This window comes from Pantoea sp. SIMBA_079 (assembly GCF_046940275.1).
Lineage (GTDB): Bacteria > Pseudomonadota > Gammaproteobacteria > Enterobacterales > Enterobacteriaceae > Pantoea > Pantoea borealis.
The window spans coordinates 21,152-41,949 of record NZ_JAWRYR010000019.1 but is presented as its reverse complement, the minus strand read 5'-3'; the positions used below and the strand labels follow the sequence as shown (position 1 = coordinate 41,949).

At 56.6% G+C, this 20,798-nt stretch carries 19 protein-coding genes; 1 reads left to right on the top strand and 18 read right to left on the bottom strand.

From position 1 onward, the window contains the following. Nucleotides 1-104: 104 nt before the first annotated feature. The 11 genes from cydX to sdhC all read right to left on the bottom strand — a co-directional run bounded on the left by cydX (nucleotide 105) and on the right by sdhC (nucleotide 13,089). Complete coding sequence (cydX, locus tag SB719_RS17880; RefSeq protein WP_412159529.1) at nucleotides 105-218, bottom strand: cytochrome bd-I oxidase subunit CydX; 114 nt, start codon at nucleotides 216-218, stop codon at nucleotides 105-107. Between the two features lie 15 nt (nucleotides 219-233). After that, nucleotides 234-1,373, bottom strand: coding sequence for a cytochrome d ubiquinol oxidase subunit II (gene cydB / locus SB719_RS17875; protein WP_412159528.1), 1,140 nt, complete (start codon nucleotides 1,371-1,373; stop codon nucleotides 234-236). Between the two features lie 12 nt (nucleotides 1,374-1,385). Then, nucleotides 1,386-2,957: a cytochrome ubiquinol oxidase subunit I gene (cydA, locus tag SB719_RS17870; protein ID WP_412159527.1), complete on the bottom strand. Its 1,572-nt coding sequence runs from the start codon at nucleotides 2,955-2,957 to the stop codon at nucleotides 1,386-1,388. A 550-nt stretch (nucleotides 2,958-3,507) separates the two neighbouring features. Further along, entirely contained in the window at nucleotides 3,508-4,383 is an 876-nt protein-coding gene (gene sucD, locus SB719_RS17865; RefSeq protein WP_039383236.1) for a succinate--CoA ligase subunit alpha, read from the bottom strand. Continuing rightward, complete coding sequence (sucC, locus tag SB719_RS17860) at nucleotides 4,383-5,549, bottom strand: ADP-forming succinate--CoA ligase subunit beta (RefSeq protein WP_039383235.1); 1,167 nt, start codon at nucleotides 5,547-5,549, stop codon at nucleotides 4,383-4,385. The genes sucD and sucC overlap by 1 nt, the downstream gene beginning before the upstream one ends. A gap of 67 nt (nucleotides 5,550-5,616) precedes the next feature. Next, on the bottom strand, nucleotides 5,617-6,831 hold the full coding sequence (odhB, locus tag SB719_RS17855; protein ID WP_065649840.1) for a 2-oxoglutarate dehydrogenase complex dihydrolipoyllysine-residue succinyltransferase: 1,215 nt from the start codon (nucleotides 6,829-6,831) through the stop codon (nucleotides 5,617-5,619). 15 nt (nucleotides 6,832-6,846) lie between these two features. Then, nucleotides 6,847-9,654, bottom strand: coding sequence for a 2-oxoglutarate dehydrogenase E1 component (gene sucA / locus SB719_RS17850; RefSeq protein ID WP_065649841.1), 2,808 nt, complete (start codon nucleotides 9,652-9,654; stop codon nucleotides 6,847-6,849). Between the two features lie 206 nt (nucleotides 9,655-9,860). Beyond that, nucleotides 9,861-10,577 carry a succinate dehydrogenase iron-sulfur subunit gene (locus tag SB719_RS17845; protein ID WP_065649842.1) on the bottom strand — a complete coding sequence of 239 codons (717 nt, stop codon included), beginning with the start codon at nucleotides 10,575-10,577 and terminating at the stop codon, nucleotides 9,861-9,863. 14 nt (nucleotides 10,578-10,591) lie between these two features. Continuing rightward, entirely contained in the window at nucleotides 10,592-12,358 is a 1,767-nt protein-coding gene (sdhA, locus tag SB719_RS17840; RefSeq protein ID WP_065649843.1) for a succinate dehydrogenase flavoprotein subunit, read from the bottom strand. After that, nucleotides 12,359-12,706 carry a succinate dehydrogenase membrane anchor subunit gene (gene sdhD / locus SB719_RS17835; RefSeq protein ID WP_065649844.1) on the bottom strand — a complete coding sequence of 116 codons (348 nt, stop codon included), beginning with the start codon at nucleotides 12,704-12,706 and terminating at the stop codon, nucleotides 12,359-12,361. After that, nucleotides 12,700-13,089: a succinate dehydrogenase cytochrome b556 subunit gene (gene sdhC, locus SB719_RS17830; protein ID WP_039383221.1), complete on the bottom strand. Its 390-nt coding sequence runs from the start codon at nucleotides 13,087-13,089 to the stop codon at nucleotides 12,700-12,702. Before sdhC ends, sdhD begins: the two co-directional genes overlap by 7 nt. Before the next feature lie 632 nt (nucleotides 13,090-13,721). Between sdhC and SB719_RS17825 the strand changes: the two genes are divergently transcribed. After that, complete coding sequence (locus tag SB719_RS17825; protein WP_065649845.1) at nucleotides 13,722-15,005, top strand: citrate synthase; 1,284 nt, start codon at nucleotides 13,722-13,724, stop codon at nucleotides 15,003-15,005. A gap of 71 nt (nucleotides 15,006-15,076) precedes the next feature. On the opposite strand, the gene nei is transcribed toward SB719_RS17825, so the two are convergent. From nei to pxpB, 7 genes are read right to left on the bottom strand one after another with little or no spacing between them, the layout of a single operon-like run. Beyond that, nucleotides 15,077-15,865 carry an endonuclease VIII gene (nei, locus tag SB719_RS17820; protein WP_292969703.1) on the bottom strand — a complete coding sequence of 263 codons (789 nt, stop codon included), beginning with the start codon at nucleotides 15,863-15,865 and terminating at the stop codon, nucleotides 15,077-15,079. Between the two features lie 12 nt (nucleotides 15,866-15,877). Next, nucleotides 15,878-16,525, bottom strand: a complete 648-nt coding sequence (gene pcp, locus SB719_RS17815; RefSeq protein WP_292969701.1) for a pyroglutamyl-peptidase I — start codon at nucleotides 16,523-16,525, stop codon at nucleotides 15,878-15,880. A gap of 7 nt (nucleotides 16,526-16,532) precedes the next feature. Next, the gene (locus tag SB719_RS17810) at nucleotides 16,533-17,549 is read right to left on the bottom strand and encodes a DUF979 domain-containing protein (RefSeq protein ID WP_065649848.1); all 1,017 of its coding nucleotides are present in this window, start codon (nucleotides 17,547-17,549) and stop codon (nucleotides 16,533-16,535) included. Next, nucleotides 17,549-18,277, bottom strand: a complete 729-nt coding sequence (locus SB719_RS17805; protein ID WP_065649849.1) for a DUF969 domain-containing protein — start codon at nucleotides 18,275-18,277, stop codon at nucleotides 17,549-17,551. Before SB719_RS17805 ends, SB719_RS17810 begins: the two co-directional genes overlap by 1 nt. Before the next feature lie 59 nt (nucleotides 18,278-18,336). Next, nucleotides 18,337-19,074 (bottom strand): 5-oxoprolinase subunit PxpA, encoded by a 738-nt coding sequence (pxpA, locus tag SB719_RS17800; protein ID WP_304232325.1) that lies wholly within the window; start codon nucleotides 19,072-19,074, stop codon nucleotides 18,337-18,339. Next, nucleotides 19,064-19,996: a 5-oxoprolinase subunit PxpC gene (gene pxpC, locus SB719_RS17795; protein WP_314687718.1), complete on the bottom strand. Its 933-nt coding sequence runs from the start codon at nucleotides 19,994-19,996 to the stop codon at nucleotides 19,064-19,066. The genes pxpA and pxpC overlap by 11 nt, the downstream gene beginning before the upstream one ends. Next, nucleotides 19,990-20,649: a 5-oxoprolinase subunit PxpB gene (pxpB, locus tag SB719_RS17790; RefSeq protein ID WP_304232319.1), complete on the bottom strand. Its 660-nt coding sequence runs from the start codon at nucleotides 20,647-20,649 to the stop codon at nucleotides 19,990-19,992. Before pxpB ends, pxpC begins: the two co-directional genes overlap by 7 nt. Nucleotides 20,650-20,798 lie beyond the last annotated feature (149 nt).

Below are 20,798 nucleotides of genomic sequence, written 5' to 3'. Positions count from 1 at the left end.
CTGACAAAACTTCTTGTCTGTAGTCAGATATTTACGCCATAAGCAGGCATAAAAAAAAGGGCCCGTCCGGGCCCTCTTTTTTACCACACGCCTCGCCTTAACCATCAGGCGTTCTCGTCCTGCGTGCGGCGCGCTTCACTCTGCTCCAGCGCCAGTGCGGTGACCACACCCAGCGCACAGGCCAGCAGCGTGCCGAGGATCCAGGCAAAATACCACATGCGAAAGCTCCTTAATCAGTAGAGAGAGTGCGTGTTGCGCTCAATATCATCTTGGGTAATACGCCCGAACATTTTGTAATAGCACCAGCTGGTGTAGGCCAGAATGAGCGGTACAAAAATAAGTGCGGCGATGGTCATAATCTTCAGCGTCAGCAGACTGGAGGTCGCATCCCAGAGGGTCAGGCTGCTACCCGGCACGGTGCTGGAGGGCATAATAAACGGGAACAGCGCTATTCCGGCGGTCATAATGACGCAGGCCAGCGTCAGGGAAGAGAAGAAAAATGCCCAGGCGCCCCGCTCACTGCGCGAGCAGAGTAGCGTGAACAGCGGCAGTACCGCGCCCAGCAGTGGAAACGCCCACAGCAGCGGCATCTGCTCAAAATTACGCAGCCAGGCACCCGACTCGCGCACCACCTCTTTGCCCAGTGGATTAGAGGCTGCGTGGTGATCGATAACGCTTTTCACTACATAGCCGTCAAGGCCATATTTTACCCACAAGCCCGCCAGCACAAAGGCGATGAGCATCACCAGCGCCCCCGCCTGCGCCGCGCTGCGCGCACGTAAATGCAGCTCACCGCAGGTGCGCATCTGCAGATAGGTTGCGCCCTGAGTGAGGATCATCGCCACGCTAATCACACCTGCCAGCAGGCCAAACGGATTGAGTAGCTGGAAGAAATTGCCGGTATAGAACAGCCGCAGGTAGCTATCCGCATGAAATGGCACGCCCTGCAGCAGATTACCAAAAGCCACCCCTATCACCAGCGGCGGCACAAAACTGCCCGCAAAAATGCCCCAGTCCCACGCAGTACGCCAGCGCCGGTCTTCAATTTTGGATCGATAATCAAAACCTACCGGACGAAAAAAGAGTGAAGCCAGCACCAGAATCATGGCGACATAGAAGCCTGAAAAGGCGGCGGCATAGACCATTGGCCAGGCGGCAAACAGTGCTCCCCCGGCGGTGATCAGCCAGACCTGATTGCCGTCCCAGTGTGGTGCGATGCTGTTGATCATAATCCGGCGCTCGGTATCGTTGCGCCCGATAACAGGCGTCAGCATACCGACCCCCATATCAAAGCCGTCGGCCACGGCAAACCCGATCAGCAGTATGCCAATCAGCAGCCACCAGACAAAACGTAACACTTCATAGTCAAACATGGTTGCTCTCCTTTAGCCGCGCACCGGCTGTGTGGCGATCTGCGCTGATTCATGGTGATAGCGGCCGGTTTTCAGGCTGCCCGGCCCCAGACGGGCGAACCGGAACATCAGATACATCTCTGCCACCAGAAACAGCGTATAGAGTCCGCAAATCAGCGTCATAGAAAACAGCACATCTCCCACGGTCAGCGAAGAGTTCGCTACGGCGGTGGGTAACACTTCACCAATTGCCCACGGCTGGCGCCCGTACTCAGCAACAAACCAGCCCGCTTCGATAGCCATCCACGGCAGCGGGATGCCATACAGTGCGGCTTTCAGCAGCCAGCGCTGCTGACCGATCCGGTTACGGATCACACTCCAGAATGAGAGTGCGATAATCGCCAGCAACAGCGCGCCGCACAGCACCATGATACGGAAAGCAAAATAGAGCGGTGCCACGCGCGGAATGGAATCTTTAACGGCCTGTTGTATCTGCGCCTCACTGGCGTCGGTGACCGCCGGGGTGTAGCGCTTAAGCAGCAGACCGTAGCCAAGATCCTGCTTACTGGCTTCAAACGCGCGGCGTACAGCCGGGTCCTGGCTACCGCTGCGCAACGCATTGAGCAGGCCATACGCTTTAATGCCGTTACGGATGCGCACCTCGTGCTGCGCCTGCAGTTCTTTCAAGCCGGTAACGGGTTTATCCACTGAGCGCGTGGCGATAAGGCCAAGCAGATACGGAATCTGAATCGCATAGCGGTTCTCCTGCGTCTCCTGATTGGGTATGCCAAACAGCGTAAAGGCAGCGGGCGCCGGCTGGGTCTCCCACTCCGCTTCAATGGCGGCCAGTTTGGTTTTCTGGACATCGCCCATCTCATAGCCCGACTCGTCGCCGAGCACAATCACCGAGAGCACCGCTGCCATACCGAAACTGGCGGCAATGGCAAAAGAACGGCGGGCAAACGCCACATCGCGTCCTTTAATCAGATACCAGCCGCTGATCCCCAGTACAAACATAGCGCCGGCGGTGTAGCCCGCTGCCACGGTATGCACGAACTTCACCTGTGCAACCGGATTAAGCACCAGCTCTGAAAAGCTCAGCATTTCCATACGCATGGTTTCAGCGTTAAATGCTGCGGCGATGGGGTTTTGCATCCAGCCGTTGGCCACCAGGATCCAGAGCGCAGAGAGATTCGATCCCAGCGCCACCAGCCAGGTGACCGCCAGATGCTGAACTTTGCCCAGCCGGTCCCAGCCAAAGAAAAACAGGCCGACAAAAGTGGATTCAAGAAAGAACGCCATTAACCCTTCAATGGCCAGCGGCGCCCCAAAAATATCGCCGACGTAGTGAGAGTAATAGGACCAGTTAGTGCCGAACTGAAACTCCATGGTGAGTCCGGTAGCCACGCCCAGCGCAAAGTTGATACCAAACAACTTGCCCCAGAATTTGGTCATATCTTTATAAATTTGTTTGCCCGACAGTACATAGACGGTTTCCATAATCGCCAGCAGAAATGCCATACCCAGCGTTAATGGCACGAACAGGAAATGGTACATCGCCGTCAGGGCAAACTGTAAGCGCGACAGCTCGACAATATCTAACATGATAACTCCTTGCTCTTCGCATGCTGCTGTATTGCCAGACGGTAAATGGCGCAACAGCACGCAGGAAAGGCTGATTATTAATCCCGGTTTCTATTACCTGCAGATAGCGCAATCTGCGGCCCGAAATGAGCGAGTAATGGTGGTGATAATTCCCTGAAAATATCGCCTCATATTTCCGCCATACAGACGTCAGCGTCAGATGCCACAATATTGATCTGCGGGCATACGACTCAGATGGCTGTTATTCGGGACGAAATTATGAATTGATGCAGCGCAATTTATACCGGCTGGGTTGTTTTTAGCCAGCAGAAAACTTTGCTATAACACGCTATTATTTGATCTGGATTAAGATATAAAGTTTACGAATATGTAGCCTGAAAGGTGTTGTTAATGCGATGTCAAAATATGCCGGATTTATTAAAATTGCGATTACCTTTTTTGTTATTAATTAACGTTGACCGCCAGCAGATCGAATAATCAGGAAATCAGCCGCGCCGCAGGCATAAAAAAAGCCACCCGCAGGTGGCTTAGGCTTATTCATTCAGCGCAATCAGTTAGCAGGCAGAACCGCTTTTACCGCGTCGCCGATATCTGCCAGGCTGCGTACGGTTTTCACCCCGGCCGCTTCCAGCGCAGCAAACTTCTCGTCAGCCGTGCCTTTACCGCCGGCAATGATGGCGCCAGCATGGCCCATACGTTTGCCTTTTGGCGCAGTTACGCCAGCGATATAGCCGACAACCGGCTTGGTAACGTGCTCTTTGATAAAGGCTGCCGCTTCTTCTTCCGCGCTGCCGCCGATTTCACCGATCATTACGATCGCTTCGGTCTGCGGATCGTCCTGGAACATCTGCAGAATATCGATGAAGTTAGAGCCTGGAATCGGGTCGCCGCCGATACCCACACAGGTAGACTGGCCATAGCCAATATCTGTGGTCTGCTTAACCGCTTCGTAGGTCAGGGTCCCGGAACGTGACACGATACCCACGCGGCCTGGCTGATGGATGTGGCCTGGCATGATACCAATTTTGCATTCGCCCGGCGTGATAACGCCAGGGCAGTTAGGACCGATCATGCGCACGCCTGCTTCATCCAGCTTCATTTTCACGGTCAGCATATCCAGCGTCGGGATACCTTCAGTGATGGTGATGATCAGCTTGATGCCCGCGTCGATCGCTTCCAGGATACCGTCTTTACAGAACGGTGCCGGAACGTAGATAACCGTGGCCGTTGCACCGGTTGCTTCTACCGCTTCACGCACGGTGTTGAACACCGGCAGGCCCAGATGAGTCGTACCGCCTTTACCTGGCGTTACGCCGCCAACCAGCTGCGTGCCATAGGCCAGCGCCTGCTCTGAGTGAAAAGTCCCCTGGCCACCGGTGAAACCCTGGCAGATGACTTTGGTGTTCTTGTCGATCAGAATGGACATTATTTACCCTCCGCTGCAGCAACAACACGCTGTGCGGCGTCTGTCAGGCTGGTTGCTGCAATGATGTTCAGACCGCTGTCCGCCAGTTTCTTAGCGCCCAGCTCAGCGTTGTTACCTTCCAGACGTACCACTACCGGCACGTTGACACCCACTTCTGCCACGGCACCGATGATGCCATCAGCGATCAGATCGCAACGGACAATACCGCCGAAGATGTTAACGAATACTGCTTTTACAGCATCGTCAGAAAGGATGATTTTGAAGGCTTCTGTTACGCGCTCTTTGGTTGCGCCGCCGCCGACATCAAGGAAGTTCGCTGGCTGGCCACCGTGATGCTTCACGATATCCATGGTGCCCATCGCCAGACCCGCGCCGTTGACCATACAGCCAATGTTGCCTTCCAGCGCGACGTAGTTCAGCTCCCACTGCGTTGCATGTGCTTCGCGTGGATCTTCCTGGCTTGGATCGCGCATTTCGCGCAGTTCAGGCTGGCGGAACAGCGCATTGCCGTCGGCACCCAGTTTGCCATCGAGGCAGATCAGGTCGCCCTGTTTGGTGATCACCAGCGGGTTGATCTCAACCATCGCCAGATCGCGCTCCAGGAACATGGTGGCCAGGCCCATAAAGATTTTGGTGAACTGGCTGACCTGCTTGCCGGTCAGACCCAGTTTGAACGCCAGTTCGCGGCCCTGGTATGGCTGCGGACCCGCTAACGGGTCAAGCGCCATTTTGTGGATCAGGTGCGGGGTCTCTTCCGCCACTTTTTCAATTTCCACGCCGCCTTCGGTTGATGCCATGAAGATCACACGGCGCGTGGCACGGTCCACAACCGCACCCAGATAGAGTTCCTGATCGATATCTGTTGCCGCTTCAACCAGGATCTGGTTAACCGGCTGACCCAGCGCATCTGTCTGATAGGTCACCAGACGTTTGCCCAGCCAGTGCTCAGCAAAGGCACGGATCTCTTCTTTACTTTTCACTACCTTCACGCCGCCCGCTTTACCACGGCCACCGGCATGAACCTGACATTTCACTACCCACGGGCCTGCGCCAATTTTCGAGGCGGCTTCTTCGGCTTCACGTGGCGTGGTGCAGGCATAACCAGTCGGTGCTGGCATACCATACCGTGCAAACAGCTGCTTCGCCTGGTATTCGTGTAAGTTCATGATGTTCTATCCATTCAGATCTGAAACAGTTAAATGTGGGCGCGCATCGGTGCGCGCCCGGCGAAAATCAGACATCCAGCAGCAGGCGCGCCGGATCTTCCAGCATCTCTTTCACTGCAACCAGATAGCCTACCGATTCACGGCCATCAATCAGACGGTGATCGTAAGAGAGCGCCAGATACATCATCGGCAGGATCACCACCTGACCATTCACGGCCATCGGACGATCTTTAATGGCGTGCATGCCCAGAATGGCACTCTGCGGCGGGTTGATGATTGGCGTTGACATCAGCGAACCAAATACACCGCCGTTGGTAATGGTAAAGTTACCGCCGGTCAGCTCTTCAACAGTCAGCTTACCGTCACGGCCTTTCACCGCCAGCTCTTTAATTTTCTTCTCGATATCCGCCATGCTCAGCGCATCCACATCTTTCAGCACTGGTGTCACCAGACCGCGCGGGGTAGAAACGGCGATGCTGACATCGAAGTAGTTGTGGTAGACCACATCTTCGCCATCAATAGACGCGTTCACTTCCGGGAAGCGTTTCAGGGCTTCAACGACCGCTTTGATGTAGAAGGACATAAAGCCCAGGCGTACGCCGTGACGTTTTTCAAACGCCTCACCATACTGCTTGCGCAGATCCATGATCGGCTTCATGTTGATTTCGTTGAACGTGGTCAGCATGGCGGTGCTGTTTTTCGCTTCCAGCAGACGCTCAGCCACGCGTTTACGCAGGCGGGTCATCGGCACGCGCTTCTCGCTGCGGTTGGCAACCGGGGCCGTAGCCGCCGTGTCAGCAGCCGGTGCAGCTTTCGCTTCCGGCTTCTTCGCCAGGTGCTTTTCAATATCTTCGCGCGTCAGTCGGCCACCCACGCCGGTGCCTTTGATCTGGCTGGCATCAAGATTATTTTCCGCAATCAGACGGCGTACCGCAGGACTCAGCGCGTCGCTGCTCTCTTCTTCCAGCGAAGCAGACTGGCGCTGTGCCGGTGCAGATTCATTGCTCTCAACTTTCGAGGAGGTCTCTTTCCCGCCGCTGTTGCCCTCTTTCAGGCGACCGAGCAGCTGGCGCGAGGTGACGGTGGCACCCTCTTCTTCCAGCACGGCTTCCAGAATACCATCAGCAGCAGCAGGAACTTCCAGCACCACTTTGTCGGTTTCAATTTCGACCAGCACTTCATCACGGCTGACTGCATCGCCAGGTTTTTTGTGCCAGGTTGCAACCGTTGCGTCCGCTACGGATTCAGGTAAATCGGGAACGAGAATTTCTACGCTACTCATTTTCTTTCCTTTTTATTAACCAAGGTTCAGCGCGTCGTTGACCAGGTCTTGCTGCTGTTGTTGATGTACGGACATATAGCCCACGGCCGGTGAAGCAGATGCCGGACGGCCTGCGTAACGCAGCGACGCACCAAAGGGAACCACTTCGCGGAAATGATGCTGACTGCAATACCATGCGCCCTGATTCAGCGGCTCTTCCTGACACCAGACGAAATCCTTAACATGGGCGTAATCTTTTAACGCTTCCTGTACCGCTTTGTGCGGGAAAGGATAGAGCTGCTCGATGCGCACAATGGCCACATCGCTCTGCTCGTTTTTACGGCGCTGTTCCAGCAGATCGTAATAGACCTTGCCTGAGCAGAGCACCACGCGTTTAACCTGCTGCGGATCGAGCGCGTCGATCTCGCCAATCGCTGGCTGGAAGCTGCCGTTTGCCAGGTCGTCCAGGCTGGAGATCGCCAGTGGATGGCGCAGCAGCGACTTCGGTGACATCACAATCAGCGGACGGCGCATACCGCGCAGCGCCTGACGACGCAGCATGTGGTAAACCTGAGCCGGTGTGGATGGCACGCAAACCTGCATATTCTGCTCAGCGCAGAGCTGCAGATAACGCTCCAGGCGTGCTGAGGAGTGTTCCGGACCCTGGCCTTCATAGCCGTGCGGCAGCAGCATGACCAGGCCACACATACGGCCCCACTTCTGCTCGCCCGAGCTGATGAACTGATCGATAACGACCTGTGCACCGTTGGCGAAGTCGCCAAACTGCGCTTCCCAGATGGTCAGCACACGCGGCTCCGCGGTGGCGTAGCCATATTCAAACGCCAGGACTGCCTCTTCTGACAGCACGGAGTCCCACACCTTGAACTGACCCTGACCATTATGGATATGGTGCAGTGGCGTATAGGTAGAACCATTGAGCTGATTGTGGATCACCGCATGGCGGTGGAAGAAGGTACCGCGTCCGGAGTCTTCGCCGGAGAGGCGCACCGGAATGCCTTCATCCACCAGCGTGGCGTAGGCCAGATTCTCTGCACCACCCCAGTCAAACGGCTTGTTGCCTTCCGCCATCTCTTTGCGGTCGTTATAAATTTTGGCCACGCGCGACTGCACTTCAACCGCTTCCGGAACCGTGCTGATACGGCGCGCCAGCTCCTGCAGACGTTTCAGTTCAACCGTTTCCGGGTAGCTCTCATCCCACTCGTGGTTAAGATAAGGTGACCAGGTAAAGGAGTGCAGGCTCATCGGACGCCATTCCGGCACCACGCACTCACCGGCATCCAGCGCATCGCGATAGAGGTTAACCAGTTCGGTCGCATCTTCCTGTGAAGCCACGCCCTGGCTCTGCAGCTGATCGGCGTAAAGTTTACGCGGCGTCGGATGCTTTTTGATTTTCTGATACATCAGCGGCTGGGTCGCACTTGGCTCATCCGCTTCGTTATGGCCGTGACGGCGATAGCAGACCAGATCGATAAAGACATCGCGCTTAAAGGTGTTGCGGTAGTCGAGCGCCAGACGGGTAACGAAAGCAACGGCTTCCGGATCGTCTGCGTTAACGTGGAAAATCGGCGCCAGCACCATCTTACCGATATCAGTACAGTAAGGCGTGGAGCGCGCATCTTTCGGGTTCGACGTTGTAAAACCGACCTGGTTATTGATGACGATACGCACCGTACCGCCCACTTCATAACCACGCGCCTGCGACATGTTCAGGGTTTCCTGTACCACGCCCTGGCCAATGACCGCTGCGTCACCGTGAATGGTGATAGGCAGAACTTTGTTACTGCCCGGCTCAGCCAGACGATCGAGGCGTGCACGTACGGAACCCATGACAACCGGGCTGACAATCTCCAGATGCGACGGGTTAAACGCCAGTGCCAGATGCACCAGGCCCCCTTCCGTTTCCACATCAGAGGAGAAACCCATGTGGTACTTCACATCACCGGTACCCAAATGTTCTTTGTGCTTGCCGGCGAACTCATCAAACAGATCCTGCGGCTTTTTGCCCAGTACGTTGATCAGCACGTTCAGACGTCCGCGGTGCGCCATACCCAGCACCACTTCACGCGTGCCGCTTTTGCCGGCGTGGCGAATCATCTCACGCAGCATTGGCACCAGCGCATCACCACCTTCCAGTGAGAAGCGTTTGGCACCGGGGAATTTGGCCCCAAGATATTTTTCCAGCCCTTCGGCTGCGGTCAGCTCTTTCAGGAAGCCTTTTTTCTCTTCCGCGCTGAATGAGGCCTGTCCCGCCACTGACTCAAGACGCTGCTGGATCCAGCGTTTCTCTTCAGTGTTGTTGATGTGCATATACTCTGCACCAATCGATCCGCAGTAGGTCTGCTGCAGCGCGGCGTAGAGATCGGCCAGCTTCATCGTCTCTTTGCCAATAGCAAATGAGCCTACGTTGAAGCTTTCCTGAAAATCGGCGTCGGTCAGGTCGTGAAAGGCCGGATCGAGATCCGCCACGATATCCTGTTTCCACAGGCCAAGCGGATCAAGATTGGCGTGCTGATGGCCGCGGAAACGGAACGCGTTAATCAGCTGCAGGACTTTAACCTGTTTGGAGTTAGCGGCCGGATCGGTAACGGTAGAGGTGTAGCGGGTGGCATCCTTCGCCAGGCGGCGGAAATAGTCACGCGTCGTGGAGTGGAACTGCTCTGGTTTTACGCCGGTACCTGGCAACTGCTGGAACAGGTCGCGCCACACTTCATCAACAGAGTCAGGATCGGTCAGGAAATCCTCATAGAGTTGCTCTATGTAAGACTGGTTCGCGCCGGCCAGCCAGGAGGAGTCCAGCCAGGGTTTCATCGCGCTGTTCTGCATTGTGATCCCTTAAGCATCAAGCTGCTTTTTATGAGGTTTCATTTGTTGCCGCTTTCACGGCTTGCCGTAGTGAGTTCAGCGATACGAACCTGTGCGCTACCGGCGCCGGGCCCGTAAGGGAACCTTTATAAGCGTGGTCAGCACCGCGCTTATAGAGGCTTCCATACGCTGCCGGGAACCTGGGTTCCCGGCAGGACTTCTTAGCTTTACGCCCCGCGCTGCAGCAGCATCGACTTAATATGGCCGATGGCGCGCGTTGGGTTCAACCCTTTCGGACACACGCTCACACAGTTCATAATGCTGTGACAGCGGAATACGCTGAAAGCATCACTCAGATTGTCGAGACGCGCATCCGTTTCCGTGTCGCGGCTGTCAATCAGGAAGCGATAAGCAGCCAGCAGGCCGGCCGGACCGATAAATTTATCCGGGTTCCACCAGAACGACGGGCAGGAGGTTGAGCAGCAGGCGCAGAGAATACACTCATACAGGCCATCAAGGTGCTCGCGCTCCGCCGGGCTCTGCAGATGCTCACGCGCCGGCGGGTTCTCACCGTTGTTCAGCAGGAACGGTTTGATTTTCTCATACTGCGTATAGAACTGGCTCATGTCGACCACCAGATCGCGCACGACCGGCAGGCCTGGCAGCGGGCGAATCACGATCTTTTTACTGCCGTTGCCCAGTGCTGAGACCGGGGTAATGCAGGCCAGACCATTTTTGCCGTTCATGTTCAGACCATCTGAGCCGCAAACCCCTTCGCGGCACGAGCGACGAAACGCCAGCGTTGGATCCTGCTCTTTCAGACGAATCAGCGCATCCAGCAGCATCATGTCGCGCCCGTCTTCCGACTCCAGGGTGTAATCCTGCATGCGCGGCTTGTCATCGACGTCCGGGTTATAACGGTAGATTGAAAATTCGAGTTTCATCATGACCTCCGCAATTAATAAGTACGCGCTTTCGGCGGGAAGGCCGCGCGCAGTTTCGGCTGCATGTTCACCTCACGGCGCGTCATGCTTTCCGTTTGCGGAACATAGAGACTGTGACACAGCCAGTTTGCATCATCACGCTCCGGATAGTCGAAGCGGCTATGTGCGCCACGGCTTTCGGTGCGGAAATTTGCAGCAACCGCTGTTGCATAAGCGGTTTCCATCAGGTTATCCAGCTCCAGACATTCGATACGCTGCGTATTGAAATCGGGTGAGCGGTCATCCAGACGCGCACTCTTCAGACGCTCGCGAATCGCTTTCAGCTCCGCCAGGCCTTCGCGCATGGCATCACCTTCGCGGAACACCGAGAAGTTATTCTGCATGCAGCGCTGCAGCGCTTTGCGGATTTCAACCGGATCTTCACCCGTAGTGTTGTTTTCCCAGCGATTAAAGCGCGCCATAGCCGCATCAATCTCTTCCGTCGTGGCGTCACGCAGCTCGCCCTGCTCAGCGATACACTCCATCAGGTGCACCCCTGCCGCACGACCAAATACCACCAGATCCAGCAGTGAGTTACCGCCCAGACGGTTAGCACCGTGCACCGATACGCAGGCGATCTCGCCAACCGCAAACAGGCCCGGGATCACTTCATCTTCGCCCTGTTCATTCACGCGCAGCGCCTGTCCGGTGACGCGGGTCGGAATACCGCCCATCATGTAGTGACAGGTTGGAATGACCGGAATCGGCTCTTTAACCGGATCGACATGCGCAAAGGTGCGCGACAGCTCAAGAATGCCAGGCAGGCGCGACTCAAGCACCTCAGCCCCGAGATGATCGAGCTTCAGTTTGATATGCGGACCCCACGGGCCATCGCAGCCGCGACCTTCACGGATCTCAACCATCATTGAACGCGCAACAACATCACGGCCTGCCAGATCTTTGGCATTAGGCGCATAGCGCTCCATGAAGCGTTCGCCATGTTTATTCAGCAGGTAACCGCCCTCACCGCGACAGCCTTCGGTGACGAGTACGCCCGCGCCAGCAATGCCGGTCGGGTGGAACTGCCACATCTCCATATCCTGCATCGGAACACCCGCACGAATTGCCATGCCGACGCCGTCGCCGGTATTGATGTGGGCGTTAGTGGTGGACTGGTAGATACGTCCCGCGCCGCCGGTTGCCAGAATAGTCGCTTTGGCTTTGAAGTAGACGGTTTCACCGGTTTCAATGCAGATAGCGGTACACCCCACAATCGCGCCATCTGCGTTTTTCACCAGATCCAGCGCATACCATTCGGAGAAGATAGTGGTTTTGTTTTTCAGGTTCTGCTGATACAGCGTATGCAGCAGGGCGTGACCTGTACGGTCAGCCGCAGCAGCGGTACGCGCTGCCTGCTCGCCGCCAAAGTTTTTTGACTGGCCACCAAACGGACGCTGATAAACACGGCCATCGTCTAAACGGGAGAACGGCAGGCCCATATGCTCCAGTTCCAGGATCGCTTCCGGACCGGTTTTACACATGTATTCGATCGCGTCCTGGTCCCCGATGTAGTCGGAGCCTTTAACGGTATCGTACATGTGCCATTCCCAGTTATCCTCATGGGTGTTACCCAGCGCAACGGTAATGCCGCCCTGCGCCGATACAGTATGGGAACGGGTTGGGAAAACTTTTGATAACAGGGCACAGCTCTGGCCCGACTGGGAGATTTGCAGTGCCGCGCGCATACCCGCGCCGCCTGCGCCGATCACCACGGCATCAAATTCTCTGACTGGCAAATTCATTTACACACCCCACACAACAACAGTGCCATAAACGGCATACGACAACAGCGCGACCACAATAACCAGCTGCAGCAACAAACGCGGCGCCAGCGCTTTCACGTAGTCAGTCAGCACCTGCCACATACCGATCCAGCCATGAACCAGAATGGAGAACAGGGTCAGCAGCGTAAACACTTTGGTGAAGGAGGAGGCGAAAAAGCTGCGCCAGACATCATAGGTCAGCGTATCGGTCATTACGACGAAACCGAGCAGATAGATGATGTAGAGCGTAATCAGGATTGCGGAAGCACGGACCAGGAGCCAGTCGTGGATACCGTTGCGTCCTAAAGCAGAAGCATTGCTTACCATACGAGGACTCCAGCCAGAATTGAGAGCACGACAGTGATAACAAAAACCGCCTGCGCGGTACGGGTTCCCACCTGCAGGGTCTCTGCGGTAAAGCCAAAATCAGCCAGCATATGACGGATACCGCTTGCCGCATGATATGCCAGCGCAGTCAGAATGCCCCACATGATGAATTTGGCAAAGAAGCTATCCATGATGGACGCCGCCTGCTGAAAACCTTCGGGAGAGGAGAGAGAGAGACCCAGTAACCAGAGCAGAATTCCGAGAGCGACAAACGTAATCACGCCGGAGACGCGGTGGAGAATGGACGATATTGCAGTAACGGGAAACCGGATCGTCGTGAGATCCAAGTTAACAGGTCTTTGTTTTTTCACGGTTTTGCCCACACAGCTCTTTTTTATTTTGCTTCCTCCGGTCCTGAGTTGCAGCAGAGCACTGAGCGTGTTCAGACTACAACCGCCACCAAAATAGCAACATCCAGTGTTAAGTGAAGCGGGTAAAACGCTGGGTGACTCCTGGTGTCAGGGTATTCCGGAGACCTGGCGGCAGTATAGGACGATCACATTCTGATTACAATTCCCCTACAATCTGTTTGGTCACATTTAAGCTGAACAGTGATCACTGTCACGATTTTCACAAAATATACATTTTTAATTATCTGATTTGACAATAGATCAACATTTCAGTTACAAACAATCGCACTAAAGCCCTATGATGCACAAAAGTTATGGGGATACACTTTCCCCTAAGCTCAAGTTATGTAACATTGCCCTAACGAGCAACATAAACCGTCAGGTTATTGGTTACCAAGAAGTTATGTCGTGACAGGATCTTTAACATCTGCAATAAGCGCCATGTCATGTCCGAATATCCTTGCCCCGGATGCCTTTGTACTGCGTAACCTCATTACGTGCAGGTTATTGCCAGGTGATAATCTGAAGCGAGTGGTGTTACGCAACATGCGAACTATTCTGGTGTCTAAAGATCCTTACCTACCCAGGCGCTATGGAGACGAAAAATGACAGATAAAAAAGTGACGCTGACCCTACAAGACAACAGCACTCTTGAACTGGATGTGATGCAAGGCACGCTGGGACAAGATGTTGTTGACGTCCGCGCCCTTGGCTCACAAGGCCTGTTTACATTTGACCCCGGTTTTACCTCTACCGCGTCGTGCGAATCCAAAATAACGTTTATTGATGGTGATGAAGGTATTCTGCTGCATCGCGGTTTCCCGATTGATCAGCTGGCAACCCACTCAAATTACCTGGAAGTCTGCTACATCCTGCTGTACGGCGAAGCGCCTACTCAGGAGCAGTTCAAAGAGTTCTGCACTACCGTTACCCGCCACACTATGATCCATGAGCAGATCACCCGTCTGTTCCACGGTTTCCGTCGTGACTCACATCCGATGGCCGTGATGTGCGGCGTAACCGGTGCGCTGGCAGCGTTCTATCACGACTCGCTGGATGTAAACAATGAGCGCCATCGCGAAATCGCTGCGTTCCGCCTGCTGTCGAAGATGCCTACCATGGCAGCCATGTGTTACAAATATTCTATTGGTCAGCCTTTTGTTTATCCGCGTAATGATCTCTCTTATGCCGGCAACTTCCTGCATATGATGTTTGCCACACCGTGTGAAGAGTACAAAGTGAACCCGGTGCTGGAGCGCGCAATGGATCGTATTCTGATCCTGCACGCCGATCACGAGCAGAACGCCTCTACCTCTACCGTCCGTACCGCAGGGTCATCCGGGGCTAACCCGTTCGCCTGTATTGCGGCAGGTATCGCTTCACTCTGGGGACCTGCACACGGTGGCGCCAACGAAGCCACGCTGCGTATGCTGGAAGAGATCAGCAGCGTAGAGCACATTCCGGAGTTTGTACGTCGCGCCAAAGATAAGAATGACTCGTTCCGTCTGATGGGCTTTGGTCACCGCGTTTACAAGAACTACGATCCGCGCGCAACCGTAATGCGTGAGACCTGCCATGAAGTGCTCAATGAGCTGGGCATGAAAGATGACCTGCTGGAAGTGGCGATGGAGCTGGAACACATTGCGCTAAACGACCCCTACTTTATCGAGCGTAAACTCTATCCAAACGTCGATTTCTACTCCGGCATCATTCTGAAAGCGATGGGTATCCCTTCTTCAATGTTTACCGTGATCTTTGCGATGGCGCGTACCGTTGGCTGGATTGCGCACTGGAAAGAGATGCACGATGAAGGCATGAAAATTGCCCGTCCGCGTCAGCTCTATACCGGTTACACCGAACGTCCGTTTGAGTCAGCGCTGAAAAAATAAGCGCCGGCGTTAAACAAAAAAGGGCAGAATTCTCTGCCCTTTTCTTTTGCCTGTAATCTGCCCGTAGCAGGTTATAGCTGGCACCCCGGACACCAGTAAAAAGGGCGTGACGAGAGCACGCCTTTCTCAATCAGGGTACCGCAGCGCCGGCACTTTTTGCCCTGCCGGTGAAAGACTTCAAAGCGAAATGCCGCCTCTTCATGGTACTTTTTCATACTGCCGCGCATTTTGTAGGAGAGACGCGGGATTGCCAGCAGCGCTTCACTGAGCCTGTCGAGCTGCGCGTCATCCAGATCCTGCGCCCGGTGCTGCGCACGCAGGCCGGCATGCCACAGGATCTCCACCCGCAGATAGTTGCCCAGCCCGGCGAGAAAAGCCTGGTCAAGCAGCAGTCCACTGAACTGCCGGCGCCGGAACCGTGGCGACAGCAGGCGCTCACGCACCTCCGCGACGGTCAGCGTGGCATCCAGCACATCCGGCCCGACGCGCTGCAGAAACGGATGTGCACCGAGCGTGTCCGCATTCAGCAGTTCAATATCAGACGCGCTGTACAGCAAAATCGCTTTATCAGCGCTCTCCAGCCGTACCCGCAGCTGACGAGTGGTAGCGGGCTGCGTACCCGCGGCAACCACCCGCCAGACGCCATAGAGCTGATTGTGACTGTAGAGCGTCAGGCCATTGGAGAAATGGGTCAGCAGCGCCTTGCCGCGCGTTTCAATAGCGTTAACCGTTTCGCCCAGCAGAGCGGGCTCATAGGTTTTTAACGATGGAAAAGCAAACCACACATCGGTAAGCGGTTTGCCCACGATGGCGGCTTCCAGCTGATCCGCCGCCCGACGGATCTCCGGTCCCTCTGGCATACAAACTCCTGATTAGTGTGTTGCGCCACCCGCAACGCGGATATCGTCCTGGGTGCTCATCATGACCTGAATGGCGATTTCCAGTGCCTGTGTCACGCTGCTCACGGACATGCTGGGTGCGCCAGGATGGTTCACTGCCTGCTGCGGCATCCATGGAATATGCATAAACCCGCCGCGTGCCGGGTTGCCATGGGTATGCAGCCAGTGCAGCAGAGAGTACATCACGCTGTTACAGGTAAAGGTGCCGGCCGTTTGCGAAACCGAGGCGGGAATGCCCGCCTCCCGCAGCGAAGCAACTATCGCTTTAATGGGCAGCGTGGCGAAGTAGGCCGCCGGCCCGTCTGCCACAACCGGCTCATCCACCGGCTGCTGCTGCTGGTTATCGGGAATACGCGCATCGTGAATATTGATCGCCACCCGCTCCAGCGTAATATCGCAGCGCCCGCCCGCCTGCCCCACGCAAAGAATGCCATCGGGCTGCAGGGTGGTCAGCGCGTCAGTCAGCACGGCACCACAGGTTGCAAACACCACCGGCAGCTGGCGTACCACCACTTTCACGCCAGCCAGCGTTTTGCCGTCAAAGTCGCGTACCGCCTCCCAGGAAGGATTGAGACGCTCACCGCCAAACGGCTCAAAAGCCGTTAACAACACCGTTTTCATTACTGCCTCACAGAAACATCAGGAAGTAGAGCAGGAAAATATTCACTAACAAGAGTAGTACACCGGTTGGAACCTGAGCCTTGATCACCGCATTACGATCCGGCAGCTCCAGCAGGCGCGCCGGTACGATATTGAAGTTTGCCGCCATCGGGGTCATCAGCGTACCGCAGTAGCCGGAGAACATGCCGATCGCCGCCATGACGGCTGGGTTACCGCCATGCTGCAGCACCAGAATCGGGATGCCGACGCCGGCAGTTACAATCGGGAAGGCGGCAAAGGCGTTGCCCATTACCATCGTCAGCAGCGCCATTCCTCCGGCATAGACCGTCACCGCAATCAGCCGGTTATCCACCGCCAGGTAGTGTTCAGTGAGGTGTGAAATCGCACTGCCGACACCGGCGCTGGTAAACAGCAATCCCAGCGTGGCAAGGATCTGCGGCAGAATAAATGCCCAGCCTACCGCATCCAGCAGACGGCGTGTCTCCTGCATCGACTGCAGCGGCTTTTCCCGCGTAAACGCCAGCGCAATCAGCCAGCCCAGAATACAGCCCACCATCATTGAAAACAGCGTCACCAGCGTGGCGTGGTTGCCCGCGCCAAACACCTGCTCCTGCAGGCCGGGAATATGATTAAACGCCAGTACGCCAATCACCGTAACCAGCGGTATCGCCAGGGCGGGTAAGAACAGTTTATTGCCCAGACGCCTGGCGCTGGCCTGTTTTTCTGCATCCGTGCGCTGATGATAGCGTCCGAGGCGAACACCACCGCAGCCGGCGATCAGCGCCATCACAACCACGACCACCCCGGTGGCAATATGCAGCCAGCGGCGGCCCAGCTCAGCGTCGCCGGCCCACTGCCCTGCCAGCTGATATGCGCCATCACCAATCAGAAAAATCAGGCCGTAGAGCGCCCAGAAGAGACCGGTGGTCAGACGACGCGGATTAGCGCGGTCTCCCCAGGAGAGCAGCGCCACCACCAGCAGAATCGCCCCTGCCAGCCACATCAGATATTGTTGCTGAAACATTACTTCTCCTCCCTGGCGTGCAGCGCCTGCTGATTCAGCGCACCCAGCTCACGCGACAGCTGGCGATCCAGCCGTATCAGACGAGCCGAGTGGATAAGAAAGGCGCACAGCGCGGTCGGGATCCCCCACAGCGCAATATGCAGCGGCTCGGTGGTAATACCGGCTGATTCCTGCATGAAGTTATGCATAAAGATAATGGCGCCAAACGCGACAAAGATATCCTCACCAAAGAAAAGGCCGACGTTATCTGTTGCGGCGGACATGGCGCGCAGCCGGTGACGTATTTCAGGTGAAACTTCACCGTAGCGGTTTTCCGTCGCACCTTCTGCCATCGGTGCCAGCAGCGGACGTACCATCTGTGGATGGCCGCCCAGACTGGTCAGTCCCAGCGCGGCGGTTGCTTCACGCACAAACAGGTAGACGATGAGCAGACGGCCGGCGGTCGCGGTTTTGATCTGCGCAATCCAGCTCTGCGCACGCTCTTTCAATCCGTGGCGTTCCAGCAGACCGATAACCGCCAGCGGCAGCAGCAGGATCAGCGGCAGGTTGCGCGTATTCAGAAAGCCGGAACCGAGCTTTTCCAGAATGTCGCCGAGCGGCATCTGCGCCGCCAGGCCAGTGACAAAGCCTGCGACAATGACCACCAGCACCGGGTTGAAGCGTAATAAAAAGCCGATAATGATGGCCAGGATCCCCAGCAGGGGCCAGAGGTTAACAACGTTCTCCATGATTTTCCTCACTGAAAACAAAAAGCCCGGCAACAGCGTGCCGGGCAAAAAAGGGAGAGTTATACACTGCTGACGGCAATCTGCTCAGCCGCAAACGCGGCGCGCAGCGTGCGGGCAAACTGCAGCGCATGCGCGCCATCGCCATGCAGGCAGACCGTCTCCGCATTGACGGCGACCCACTCACCGCTCACGCTTTTTACCTGCTGCTGCTTTACCATCGTCAGCGTCTGCGCCAGCGCCTGATCGGCATCGTCAATCAGTGCACCTGGCTGGCTGCGCGGCACCAGCGCCCCGCTCGCCAGATAGCCCCGATCGGCAAACACCTCTTCACGGGTGCGCAGGCCGTACCGCGCACCTGCCGCAATCAGCTCGCTGCCCGCCAGGCCAACCAGAATAAGCTGAGCATCCACCGCCCGTACTGCCCGGGCAATCGCGTCAGCGAGCTGCGGATCGGCGGCGGCCTGGTTATAGAGCATGCCGTGCGGCTTAACGTGAAACAGCCGCGCGCCTTCACTTTCCGTCATGCTTTTCAGCGCGCCAGTCTGATAGATCATCTGGGCATAGACTGTTTCCGGCGGCAGCTGCATCGCCGTGCGGCCAAAGTTCTCGCGATCGGGAAAGCCCGGATGAGCGCCGATTGCGACCCCTGACGCATTGGCCCAGCGTACCGACTGCAGCATGGTTTGCGCATCACCGGCGTGAAAACCGCAGGCGATATTGGCAGAGCTTACCAGCGACAGCAGTTCCCGATCGCTGCTGCTGCCTTCGCCAAGATCGGCATTGAGATCAATTTTCATGCGTAAGCCCCCAGGCTATCTGATCCAGCGCGCGCTGCTGCTGCTGTTTCGCCAGCAGCGCCTCCTCCAGCGTACACGGAATAAAGTGAATCGGTTCGCCGAGCCGGATTTGCGCCAGCTGATAAATATCCGCCTCGATGATGCAGGCGATCCGCGGATAGCCGCCGGTGGTCTGTGCATCCGCCATCAGCACAATAGGCTGGCCGTTTGGCGGCACCTGTACCACGCCAGGCACCAGACCATGTGAGAGCAGATCGCGCGTGGCGGTCCGCTGCAGGCTGTCGCCCTGCAGGCGATATCCCATGCGGTTACTCTGCGGGCTCAGTTTCCACGGGTTACGCCAGAATGCCTCCTGCGCCTCCTGGGTAAATTCGCTATATTCCGGACCCGGCAGCGCACGAATGCGGTTCCCCCACAGCAGCTGGCGCACACCCGCCGGCTGGCTGAAGCGGCGGGTTGGCTCGCCCAGCGGCAGACGATCGCCATCCTGCAGCCTGCGGCCCTGCCAGCCACCAAACGCAGCTTTCAGATCGGTGCTGTGCGAGCCCAGCATTTCTGCTACCGCAAACCCGCCGTTTACCGCCAGATAACTGCGCATGCCGCGGGTTGGCATGGATAGCGTAAGGACCTGACCGCGCCGCACCGGCAGGCGCCATCCGGTCCAGACCGGCTTGCCATCCAGCTCCGCGTTGCAGGCCGCGCCCGTGAGCGCAAACCAGCCGTCGCGCTGAAACTCCGCCCTGAACTGACCCAGCACAATCTCCAGTACCGCGCTGTTCTCGCTGTTACCCACCAGCATATTTGCGGTACGCATGGAGGGCTCATCCAGCGCACCGCTCAGGCTGATGCCCAGCTGACGCCAGCCGTGCCGCCCGCGATCCTGTACCGAGGTCATTAACCCGGCGCGTAAAATATTCAGCATATGCCCTCCTTCTGCGGCACAAACCGAACGCGATCGCCGGGGCGCATCAGCGTGGGCGGCTGCTTAAGCGGATCAAACAGGCTGAGTGGCGTATGGCCAATCAGCTGCCAGCCGCCGGGGGCAGCCAGCGGATAGATACCGGTCTGACTGCCGCCAATCCCCACTGAACCAGCCGGGACGGCCACGCGCGGCTCGGCGCGACGCGGCGTATGTAGTCGCGTATCCAGGCCGCCCAGATAGGGGAAACCAGGCTGGAAGCCAAGAAAATAGACAATGTAGTCTGCGCTGCTGTGCAGCTCTACCACCTGCGGCGGCGTCAGCCCGGCGCGATCTGCCACTTCTGACAGATCGGGTCCGGCACTGCCACCATACACCACCGGGATCTCGATCAGCCGGGGATTATTCTGCAGCTGCTCTTCACCCTCTTCCCACCAGCGCTGCAGACGCTCAATGGCGTCCTGCGCATTGATTTGTGACTCGCGCAGTATCAGCGTGAGGTTGTTCATACCGGGGATCACCTCCTGCACCTGCTCATCCTGCTGCAGTCGTTCACATAATCCCCAGATGCGCTGCTGACTGGCGAGCGAAACCGGCGGCGCCAGTTCCAGTACAACCGCCCGCTCTCCCAGTAAATAACAACGTGCCTGTTGCAAAACCCACCTCCCGATCGTGAATAACGCGCGCCGGCAGACGTGCTGCGGCACGATAAACATTTCACATAGCTGCTCAGGTTCAATAGGTTATGCAAAAGTGGCGGAGATGTGTCAACCAGTTTGCGCCCGGCGAGCGGACGCAGAGAGAG

Excerpts from the sequence above, each read along its gene's own strand:
- SB719_RS17805 (WP_065649849.1), bottom strand. The coding sequence starts at position 18,277 with ATGGAGAACGTTGTTAACCTCTGGCCCCTGCTGGGGATCCTGGCCATC.
- SB719_RS17845 (WP_065649842.1), bottom strand. The coding sequence starts at position 10,577 with ATGAAACTCGAATTTTCAATCTACCGTTATAACCCGGACGTCGATGAC.
- sucA (WP_065649841.1), bottom strand. The coding sequence starts at position 9,654 with ATGCAGAACAGCGCGATGAAACCCTGGCTGGACTCCTCCTGGCTGGCC.
- cydB (WP_412159528.1), bottom strand. The coding sequence starts at position 1,373 with ATGTTTGACTATGAAGTGTTACGTTTTGTCTGGTGGCTGCTGATTGGC.
- SB719_RS17810 (WP_065649848.1), bottom strand. The coding sequence starts at position 17,549 with ATGTTTCAGCAACAATATCTGATGTGGCTGGCAGGGGCGATTCTGCTG.
- SB719_RS17825 (WP_065649845.1), top strand. The coding sequence starts at position 13,722 with ATGACAGATAAAAAAGTGACGCTGACCCTACAAGACAACAGCACTCTT.
- pxpA (WP_304232325.1), bottom strand. The coding sequence starts at position 19,074 with ATGAAAATTGATCTCAATGCCGATCTTGGCGAAGGCAGCAGCAGCGAT.
- cydA (WP_412159527.1), bottom strand. The coding sequence starts at position 2,957 with ATGTTAGATATTGTCGAGCTGTCGCGCTTACAGTTTGCCCTGACGGCG.
- pxpC (WP_314687718.1), bottom strand. The coding sequence starts at position 19,996 with ATGCTGAATATTTTACGCGCCGGGTTAATGACCTCGGTACAGGATCGC.
- nei (WP_292969703.1), bottom strand. The coding sequence starts at position 15,865 with ATGCCAGAGGGACCGGAGATCCGTCGGGCGGCGGATCAGCTGGAAGCC.
- cydX (WP_412159529.1), bottom strand. The coding sequence starts at position 218 with ATGTGGTATTTTGCCTGGATCCTCGGCACGCTGCTGGCCTGTGCGCTG.
- odhB (WP_065649840.1), bottom strand. The coding sequence starts at position 6,831 with ATGAGTAGCGTAGAAATTCTCGTTCCCGATTTACCTGAATCCGTAGCG.
- sdhA (WP_065649843.1), bottom strand. The coding sequence starts at position 12,358 with ATGAATTTGCCAGTCAGAGAATTTGATGCCGTGGTGATCGGCGCAGGC.
- pcp (WP_292969701.1), bottom strand. The coding sequence starts at position 16,525 with ATGAAAACGGTGTTGTTAACGGCTTTTGAGCCGTTTGGCGGTGAGCGT.
- sucC (WP_039383235.1), bottom strand. The coding sequence starts at position 5,549 with ATGAACTTACACGAATACCAGGCGAAGCAGCTGTTTGCACGGTATGGT.
- sdhD (WP_065649844.1), bottom strand. The coding sequence starts at position 12,706 with ATGGTAAGCAATGCTTCTGCTTTAGGACGCAACGGTATCCACGACTGG.
- sucD (WP_039383236.1), bottom strand. The coding sequence starts at position 4,383 with ATGTCCATTCTGATCGACAAGAACACCAAAGTCATCTGCCAGGGTTTC.